Origin of the sequence: Pseudoalteromonas carrageenovora IAM 12662, assembly GCF_900239935.1 — a bacterium.
GTDB lineage: Bacteria > Pseudomonadota > Gammaproteobacteria > Enterobacterales > Alteromonadaceae > Pseudoalteromonas > Pseudoalteromonas carrageenovora.
In genome coordinates this window covers 856,795-866,173 of the sequence record NZ_LT965928.1, presented here as the reverse complement: position 1 = coordinate 866,173, position 9,379 = coordinate 856,795, and the positions used below count along the sequence as shown (strand labels likewise).

At 40.8% G+C, this 9,379-nt stretch carries 7 protein-coding genes; 2 read left to right on the top strand and 5 right to left on the bottom strand.

What is annotated here, in order from left to right; all coding sequences use genetic code 11:
* Positions 1-2,237, top strand: a 2,237-nt coding sequence (locus ALFOR1_RS03995; protein WP_232007044.1) for a PilZ domain-containing protein, incomplete at its 5' end; no start/stop codon positions are given.
* Positions 2,238-2,254: 17 nt separating this feature from the next.
* On the opposite strand, the gene serB is transcribed toward ALFOR1_RS03995, so the two are convergent.
* Positions 2,255-3,283, bottom strand: a complete 1,029-nt coding sequence (serB, locus tag ALFOR1_RS03990) for a phosphoserine phosphatase SerB (protein ID WP_104642139.1) — start codon at positions 3,281-3,283, stop codon at positions 2,255-2,257.
* Between the two features lie 153 nt (positions 3,284-3,436).
* On the opposite strand from serB, the gene ALFOR1_RS03985 reads away from it, so the two are divergent.
* Positions 3,437-4,057: an AhpA/YtjB family protein gene (locus ALFOR1_RS03985; protein WP_104642138.1), complete on the top strand. Its 621-nt coding sequence runs from the start codon at positions 3,437-3,439 to the stop codon at positions 4,055-4,057.
* Here ALFOR1_RS03985 and ALFOR1_RS03980 read toward each other — a convergent pair.
* The 4 genes from ALFOR1_RS03980 to prfC all read right to left on the bottom strand — a co-directional run bounded on the left by ALFOR1_RS03980 (position 4,024) and on the right by prfC (position 9,324).
* Positions 4,024-4,791 (bottom strand): TatD family hydrolase, encoded by a 768-nt coding sequence (locus ALFOR1_RS03980; protein WP_104642137.1) that lies wholly within the window; start codon positions 4,789-4,791, stop codon positions 4,024-4,026. The genes ALFOR1_RS03985 and ALFOR1_RS03980 overlap by 34 nt on opposite strands.
* A 12-nt stretch (positions 4,792-4,803) precedes the next feature.
* Positions 4,804-5,442 carry a pyridoxamine 5'-phosphate oxidase gene (gene pdxH, locus ALFOR1_RS03975; RefSeq protein ID WP_058547190.1) on the bottom strand — a complete coding sequence of 213 codons (639 nt, stop codon included), beginning with the start codon at positions 5,440-5,442 and terminating at the stop codon, positions 4,804-4,806.
* A gap of 487 nt (positions 5,443-5,929) precedes the next feature.
* Complete coding sequence (gene argS, locus ALFOR1_RS03970; protein WP_104642136.1) at positions 5,930-7,672, bottom strand: arginine--tRNA ligase; 1,743 nt, start codon at positions 7,670-7,672, stop codon at positions 5,930-5,932.
* A 62-nt stretch (positions 7,673-7,734) separates the two neighbouring features.
* A complete protein-coding gene (prfC, locus tag ALFOR1_RS03965; RefSeq protein ID WP_058547188.1) occupies positions 7,735-9,324 on the bottom strand; it encodes a peptide chain release factor 3 in 1,590 nt (529 codons plus the stop codon).
* Positions 9,325-9,379: the final 55 nt, after the last annotated feature.

Below are 9,379 nucleotides of genomic sequence, written 5' to 3'. Positions count from 1 at the left end.
TGGACGACACTGCCATTGAAGTATTTGAAAAAGCCCTCGAACAACATGGTGGATACACATTAGCTGTATACGAAGCGGTTATGAATACCGAAAATAACCACCGCGTTTTGCAAAAGCAAGCAGCTGAGCAATCAGAACTTCAAGAATTTGAGAATAAATTAAGTACTGAGGTAATTAAATTCGCCTCGTATGAAAGCCGCCGCGAAGAGCGTATGAACTACTCGATAAAAGTAACTATTGAGTATAAAGATAAAAAGAACATTGCCGCTAGCACCTCCGATATATCATTAAGTGGCTGCAAAATAAAACTAGGTACTCGTTACTCTATTAAAAAAGGCGAGCTACTTGCCATGCGTTTAGTCGGGCTTGAGCAAGATTTTGAGCTAGGCTTAAAAAACGGGATTCAATATGAAGTTGTTGCCGTTGAAAATATATCTCGTGAATATAACCACATTCGCTTAAAACGTACCTACATAGAAAAAAACGAAGCTTTTGATGACTTTTTAGACAGTTTTATAAACGGAAATAAACGCCGCTACAAAGTAAATTTGGATAACACCCTTGATGCTGTAGTTTCTAAGGGGTACGAGCAATATTATATTCCTCGTGTAACCTCTTTATATGTATTTTTAAGCAAAAAAGACGAAACGCTCTACCCAAGTTTAAGCTTAACCACCGAAAATAATATTTTTATTCAGCGATACTTTACCGATGAAAGAAAAGTCCCTTGTTTATACAACGTACTTAATCATCAACGAGTTACGCAGCTTCTAACGCAAATAACAGCAGTTAAAGAAGATTACCTATACACGTTTACACATGTATCGTCGGGTAAGATTTACTATTACTCAGCAACAAGAACTGAGTTAAACAACAACCCTAAGTTAAAAGATTTATTTTTAGGTTTTGGTAGCCAAAAAGAGAGCTGGCAAAGTTTTAAAATACAAATAATGCCAAGCCACCCTGATGACTCTTTTATTCCGCTTTCGCTACCAAATAGTGCCGGCTCTAATATTGAAAAACTAAATAAGCCCCCTTCTCCACGCGTTAAAGGACTTATTAAAGATGTAAAATACGTGGTTGTACTTACAAGCATGGGCAATAAAGCTGAGCAAGAAGATTACAAACAGCTCTCTTACGACAAAGCACTCGTTAACCAGCTCAAGCATTTTGGCCATGCTAAGCATAAATCGCCACCCTATTTAGACATAGTGCCACTTGAGTACGTTAACTTACGCTCGCACAAACGCTACTTATATAAAACACCAGTCAGTATTACAGTAAATGAAACTGTATATGATGGATATACACGGGATTTTTCAGTCATGGGCTTACAGCTTGAGTGCGAACAGCCCGTTACATTTAAAAAAGGTGATGTTGTACTTCTAGCCTTTCCTGAGCTGCAAAAAATAACAAAAAAACATAAACTCAGCGAGTTAAAGTATGAGGTAATGGCAATTAGTAAGTCATTCACTACTATTAATTTAAAGGCTAATCGAGTAGCTGATTTACCTCATGCTGGTGTTACCTTTTTTACTCAGTTAATAGAAGGGAATAAAGATAAGCTAAAAGTTTCTGAAGAGGCACCAAAAGTAGAAGGCCTCTCTACAGCTCTTAGAAATATGGTCACTAAAAGTGTTTGCCAATTCCCATTTTACTTACACAAAGAGGCTGCGCACTTTAAAACAGGTGCTATTGGCTTTGGTTTATATGCAAGTCCAATGCATGTGATTTTACAAAACTTTGGCTTATTAAGTAATAAAACCGACTTATCGAGTATTTTAACGCAAGAGCAAATAGTTGATGTGATCACCCCTAATATTAAAGATCGCAGCAGACAAGACCCGCCTCTTGCTTTTACACTTGCAATTAACTTTGACCCGCGCAAGGGTAGCATTGAAGATGCAGTGGTAAGCCAATGTGTATTAGGTGAAGATTACACCAGCTTTAATAAGCAAATAAGCAAAGGTATTAAGTCGGAGCTTATATTTGTAATGCGACTTTATATTTCACGTACGGGCCGACCAGATACCGACTACTTATCTAACGAGCTAAAATACGTAAGCCAATACGCCATGCATAAAGCAAAAGATTTAGAAGAAGCCTTGTGGGCTGTTGCTGGTGTGGGCGATATGGTTGATATAACAGAAGAAGCTTTAAGCCACCTTGAGCTTAAACAAGAACAAGTTGAACAAATGGGTCGTCGTAAGTTAATTTGGTTAAACCGCTTACGCTAAGCGGTTTAACCTTTTACTTATGCGTTTGGCTTTTCATTTAGCGGAATAGCTAGCATATACAATAACTGCAATAACGAACCTTGGCATATAGCAGCTTGGGCTTGCTCAACCACTTTAGGCTTGCCATGTACGGCAACACCAAGCCCAGCCTGAGCCATCATGACTAAATCGTTTGCACCATCCCCAATTGCTACCGTTTGTGCTTTTTCAAGGCCTAGTTTTTGTTGAAGTGACTTTAATACCACCGCTTTTTGCTGCGCATCCACAATAGTACCAAGTACTTTACCTGTTAGCTTGTCGTCTTTAAATTCCAGCACATTAGCATGCACTTCATCTAAATTAATTAGCTCCTGAACACGCTCTGCAAAAGGCACAAAACCACCGGACGCAATAGCTAAATACCAGTGGTGTTGTTTTAAAATTTGACACAACGCTTTAATGCCCGGCATTAAAGGAAGCGCACTTTTAAGGTCCTCAATTAAGCTTTTTTCAATACCTGCAAGCTTAGCTACTCGCTGATTTAAACTTTCGCTGAAATCAAGCTTGCCATCCATGGCGAGCGCTGTTACCGACGCAACTTCATCATAAACATTGGCTAAACGCGCTATTTCATCAATACATTCAATAGTAATAGCCGTTGAGTCCATATCCATAACAAGCAAACCAGGCTCGTATAAGTTAGGAGGCGTGGCTACTTGCACTAGTTGGCAATCAAGCGAGCTTGAAAACTCTTGAAGCGCTAACGGGTTTATTGCTTGCTCTGCATTTTGTGCATAAAAACACAACGCAGGCGCTAAGCCTAAATCTGGTTGATACTGACATACAGCCGTTACTGTTTGATTATATTTAGCTAAAAACTCAATAATTTGTGTTACATGGATGTGTTCGAAATCACCCGCAAATGCAATGCTAAATAACCCTAACTTTTTATCTGGAATATCATTAACCGGTATAAAATTGCCACTACTGTAAGTAAACCACTTATTTAAAGTTAAGAGTTGTAATGGCTGCTCAGCAGCTGGCTGTGCCATGCTCGTTTGCGACATGGAGTCTCCGTGTTTATTTTTATTTTCCTGACTTTTGGCATTTCTTGAATAACTAATATTAACGCTAAATTCGCCATCAGGTGGGGTTTAAGGTTATAGTTAGTGTAGTTGTAACATCAAATCAAAATGCTGTCAGTAGCATATACGGTGACTATGAAAAATAACCATATTAAAAACCCTATATCCGCATCTCAAAGAAAACGCCTCGTACGCTTAATACTTGCGGCTGGCTGTTTTGTATTATTAAGCTGGGTAGGTGTTAATAGTAGTTTTCAGAGTCATCAGTTATTATATGACAGCGCCGACAACACAGCACAAAGCTTAACTAAGTTTATGGCTTTAAACGTTAAAACCCCGCTTATTGAAAAAAACAAACCCCAGCTAAATGCTATTTGTAACGATATAAGTAAAGATAAATTTGTGCTTTCGGCCACCATTTACGATCAACAAGGTATTTTGATAGCCAGTAGCGATAATTGGCAATCACACCATATTTTTGGTCAACTACCTGACTCCACCCCAGGAATTAGCAAGCTAAAAACACCTTTTATGGAACCCGTAATAAGCGATGATGATCGCCCTATTGGTTTTGTGTCGGTAACGTATTTAACGCGTGCAGCTATATCAGACAGCCACAATCATTTTCATGATTTAGGTAGGCAAGTTTTATTAATGCTAGTTATTGCATGTATTTTTACATGGCAATTAGGACGCGGTTTAAAACGCTGGCAGGTGAGTCGTTATATGCAAAAAACTTCTAAGCAAGAGTCATAAAGCGCTTTAGCAAGCGCCTCTTTATCACTACTTTGTTTTAAACTACATAATACGTTGAACACATTTGGAATGTGTAGCGGCGTATTAATTTCCCCCTGATGACCGCTCAGTGGCATTGAGGGCGAATCAGTTTCGAGCACTAAATGTTGTGGCTCAATTTGAGCAATTACATTACGAGTTTTTGCTGCTCGCTCATAAGTTATAACCCCACCTACACCTAATTTAAAGCCCTGTTTAATATAATAGTGCGCTTGCTGTAGTGACCCCGAAAACGCATGTATTACACCACCACATTTTGGCTTGCAGCGTTTAAACGATTGCGCAATTAAATCATGGCTTTGCCGATGGTGGACAATAAGCGGTAAATTCAGCTCATTAGCAAGGGTAATTTGTTTCTCAAATAACCGCGTTTGCTTTTCAAGGTTTCCAATACTTCTATCGAGCCCACACTCACCAATTGCCACCAGCTGGTTAATATTTGCTTTTGCAAAATCAAAAAGCTGCGCTAAGTGAAGTTCTTTATGAGCATCTAAAAAGTAAGGGTGGAGCCCTGCAGCTATATGCACTTGTGGGTATTTGCTTTTAAACTCAATTAACTGTTTAGATTGCACCAAGCTAATGCCTGGCACTATAAAGCGCTCAACGCCCTTTGCCACACATGCTTTTATAAGTGATTCACGCTCTGCGTCAAACTCATTAAAATCAAGGTGGCAGTGGGAGTCTATAAACTTCACAGCGTAAACCGTTTAAGGGTTTAAACGTGTAACTTGCCAGCTATTATCATCCTGGCGCTGGTACATAAAGCGGTCATGTAAACGGTGTGCGCCACCTTGCCAAAACTCTATTTTAGTGGGCACTACGCAATAGCCGCCCCAAAAGTCAGGCAATGGGATTTCACCTTTGGCAAACTTGCTCTTCATATTAGCAAAGGTTTCCATAAGCACTTTTCGCGACGACACGGGCCTACTTTGCGCTGAAGCCCAGGCCGCTAATTGGCTTTCTTTAGGGCGTGATAAAAAGTATTTTGCCACGGCAGATGTAGGCAACGGTTTAGCCTCGCCGTACACAATTACTTGGCGCTCCATATGGTGCCACGGAAAATGCAGCGATATTTTATTATTACCTTTTAGCTCTTGTGCTTTACGAGAGCCCGTATTAGTAAAAAATACAAACCCGTTATCATCTAAATGTTTTAACAATACAATACGCTGTGAAGGCTGCCCAGTTTCATCAACCGTTGCCACAACCATTGCCGTTGGATCAGGCACATTACTGCCCACAGCATGCTCAAGCCACGTTTCAAATTGTTTGAATGGATCATCTTGCAAGTTATCTTCGCTTAGCGCGTCTTGCAGGTATTCACGACGGATATCTTCGAGTTTCATAAACAAATCCTTCTCTGTTTATTAAAGCGTATGTGGGTAAGTTAAGGTCAGGCAATCAATAGTAATCAGTAATAAGAACAATTTTATATTTTGGGTTAGTGCTTGGTTAATGTTGGGTTTCGTTTCACTCAACCCAACCTACGGTGCTATCAGCTATCAGCTATCAGCTATCAGCTATCAGCTATCAGCTATAAAATGATTAACTTACAAAAGTTCGTCAAGTAAAGCCTAAAATCATCTGCAAGTGTAGGAGTGCTAGCAAGGCGGTAAACTATTTATGCCAAGGAGCATACGGTTTGTATGTGACTTAAGCTAAAAAGTTTTACCAACGCAGCTAAAGCGAACTACACGAAACAGAAGGTTCACCTAAGTAGTTTAGCCTAAGACAAGGCATTCACCCCTACTTATCCCTATGAGCATACGATTTGTATGTGATTAGGGTAAGTCGGGGTGGATAACGCAGTATTAGGTTAAAATACGACGGTGATTACATTTGCTCCATGACTTCAATGCCAAGCAAATCCAATCCAGTTTTTAGCGTATCCGCCACTAAATTACACAGCACTAAACGGCTGTCACGTACGTTTGGCTCTACGCCTTCTTTAAGTACTGGGCAGGCTTCGTAGAATGTCATGTATAAGCTAGCTAGCTCGTATAAGTAACCACATAATACGTGCGGAGTGGCCTCATTGATCATTAAATCAAGCACTTCTTCAAGCTGTAGCAGTTTAAGTGCGAGTGCTTTTTCTTGCGGCTCAGCTATGGCTACATCAGCATTTAGCGTAGCGGCATCGACACCAGATTTACGGAAAATACTACGCACGCGAGTATAAGCATATTGTAAGTAAGGTGCTGTAGCGCCTTCAAAGCTTAGCATGCTGTCCCAGTTGAATATGTAATCGCTGGTACGGTGCTTAGAAAGATCAGCATATTTAACTGCACCAATACCTACTTTACGAGCAATTTCGCTGCGATCATGATCCGATAAGTCAGATTCACGCTCTGCTAATTTTGCTGCTGCACGGCTAATTGACTCTTCAAGTAAATCAGCAAGTTTAACAGTGCCACCTGTACGGGTTTTAAATGGTTTACCATCAGCGCCCATCATGGTGCCAAACGGGCAAAACTCGTAGCTTGTTTCATCGCGTAAAAGGCCTGCTTTACGAGCTGTAAGCTCTACTTGGTTAAAGTGAAGGCTCTGGCGTGCATCAACAAATATTAAAATACGTTCAGCACCCAATTTATTTGAGCGGTAATCACACGCGGCTAAATCAGTGGTTGCATATAAAAAGCCACCGCCTGACTTTTGCACGATAAACGCAGATGGCTCACCGTCTTTATTTGCAAGCTCATCTAAAAATACTACTTGTGCGCCTTGCGACTCTACAGCAATGTTTTTATCTTTTAATAAGCTAATAATATCGTTAAGCTCTGCGTTGTAAGCACTTTCAGCCATAATATCAGCTTGAGTAAGCGTTACATTTAGGCGTTTGTAAACTTCTTCAGAGTGCTTAACAGAGGTTGCTATAAATAGCTTCCATAGTTTTTCACAGTGCGCATCGCCGCCTTGTAGTTTAACGACGTAATCACGGGCTTTATCTGCAAAACCTTCTTCATCGTCAAAGCGTTTTTTAGCGTCGCGGTAAAACGTTTCTAAATCAGCAAGCGCTACCGACTCTAAGTCTACGCCTTGGCTAATTTGATCTTCTAAATGCGCAATCAGCATACCAAATTGTGTGCCCCAATCGCCCATGTGGTTTTGACGAATTACTTTATCGCCTCTAAATTCAAGGGCGCGTACAATGGCATCACCAATAATGGTTGAGCGTAAATGACCTACGTGCATTTCTTTTGCAAGGTTAGGCGATGAGTAATCTACCACGACAGTTTGTGGCTTAGTGTGCTCGTTTACGGCAAGCTTTGCATCGCTGTTAGCCGCTTCTACGCTTTTGGCTAAAAACTCAGGCTTTAAATGAATATTAATAAAACCAGGGCCAGCAATTTCAGTTTTTTCAGCAATGTCGCTTACATCTAGCTGATCAATAATTTTTTGCGCAAGCTCACGTGGATTACTTTTCATTTTTTTAGCGGCGCCCATTGCACCATTAATTTGGTAATCACCAAACTGTGGGCGTGTGCTTTGTGTAACCGCTGGGTTTGTATCTTCAGGTAGGCCTGCTGCGGTCATAGCTGCAATGGCTTTTTCTACTAAAATAGTACGAATGTTCATTATATTATTTACCTTTGTAAGCCCGCCTTAGCAGGCTTTCAGTTAACTGTAGTCAGTTGATTCTAGTTTTCGCGCGTATGGTTAAAGGTTACTTCTGGGTAACGCTCTGTTGATAAATTAAGGTTTACACGGCTCGGTGCTATGTAAGTTAAATTATCGCCACCATCAAGTGCTAAGTTGCTCTCGCACTTACGTTTAAACTCTTCAAACTTTTTAACGTCATCACTGCTTACCCAGCGCGCTGTATTGACGTTTACACCTTCGTAAATAGCATCTACGTTGTACTCAGCTTTTAAACGCGCTACCACCACGTCAAACTGTAGTACACCTACCGCGCCTACAATTAAGTCGTTATTAATAAGCGGTCTAAATACTTGTACTGCACCTTCTTCAGAAAGTTGTACTAGACCTTTTAATAACTGCTTTTGTTTAAGCGGATCGCGCAAACGAATACGACGAAACAGCTCAGGCGCAAAGTTAGGAATACCGCTAAACTTAAGCTTTTCGCCTTGCGTAAAGGTATCACCAATTTGAATGGTACCGTGGTTATGTAGGCCTATAATGTCACCTGCGAATGCATCTGCTGCACGCTCACGATCGCCCGCCATAAACGTCACCGCATCAGAAATACTTACCTGTTTACCAAGGCGTACATGGTTCATTTTCATGCCTTGGCTGTATTTACCCGACACAATACGCATAAAGGCAATACGGTCACGGTGTTTAGGGTCCATGTTGGCCTGTATTTTAAATACAAAACCAGTAAAGTTTTCTTCTGATGCAACTACTTGGCGGTCTTCTGTTTCACGTGGTAATGGCGTAGGCGCCCACTGCGTTAAACCATCAAGTACGTGGTCAACACCAAAGTTACCAAGGGCGGTACCAAAGTACACTGGCGAAAGTTCACCCGCTAAAAATAGTTCAAGATCAAACTCGTTTGAAGCACCAATTACAAGTTCAAGCTCTTCACGTAGTTGCTCAGCTAGTTCTTCACCAATGGCGGTATCAAGCTCTGGGTTATCAAGGCCTTTTACAGTACGTACTTCTTGAATAGTATGACCTTGGCCTGTTTTGTATAAAACCGCTTCGTCGTTATGAATGTGGTAAACACCTTTAAACTCTTTACCACAACCAATTGGCCACGTAATAGGCGCACAGGCAATGTTTAGCTCTGTTTCTACTTCATCGAGTAGCTCCATTGGGTCACGAATATCACGGTCACACTTATTCATAAAGGTAACAATAGGGGTAGTACGTAGGCGCGTAACTTCCATAAGTTTACGAGTACGTTCTTCTACACCTTTTGCGGCATCAATAACCATTAAGCACGAATCTACTGCGGTAAGAGTACGATAAGTATCTTCTGAGAAGTCTTCGTGTCCAGGGGTATCAAGTAAATTAACCAGCGCTTTGTTATACGGAAATTGCATTACAGAGGTAGTAACCGATATACCACGCTCCTTTTCCATTTCCATCCAGTCAGACTTTGCATGCTGATTAGAGCCACGGCCTTTTACCGTTCCGGCTTTTTGAATCGCTTGTCCGAACAAAAGTACTTTTTCGGTGATGGTGGTTTTACCAGCATCCGGATGCGATATGATTGCAAAAGTCCTTCGCTTGCTAATTTCGTTGATAATATTCTGGTCTGCCATTAATAAGTTCTTTTAGTTTGATGCCAAGTTACATGCATAACATTAGGTGTATGCA

What these genes read in the sequence shown, in the direction of transcription:
- serB (WP_104642139.1), bottom strand. Translation starts at nt 3,283, where the DNA reads ATGTCGCAAACGAGCATGGCACAGCCAGCTGCTGAGCAGCCATTACAA.
- ALFOR1_RS03985 (WP_104642138.1), top strand. Translation starts at nt 3,437, where the DNA reads ATGAAAAATAACCATATTAAAAACCCTATATCCGCATCTCAAAGAAAA.
- pdxH (WP_058547190.1), bottom strand. Translation starts at nt 5,442, where the DNA reads ATGAAACTCGAAGATATCCGTCGTGAATACCTGCAAGACGCGCTAAGC.
- prfC (WP_058547188.1), bottom strand. Translation starts at nt 9,324, where the DNA reads ATGGCAGACCAGAATATTATCAACGAAATTAGCAAGCGAAGGACTTTT.
- argS (WP_104642136.1), bottom strand. Translation starts at nt 7,672, where the DNA reads ATGAACATTCGTACTATTTTAGTAGAAAAAGCCATTGCAGCTATGACC.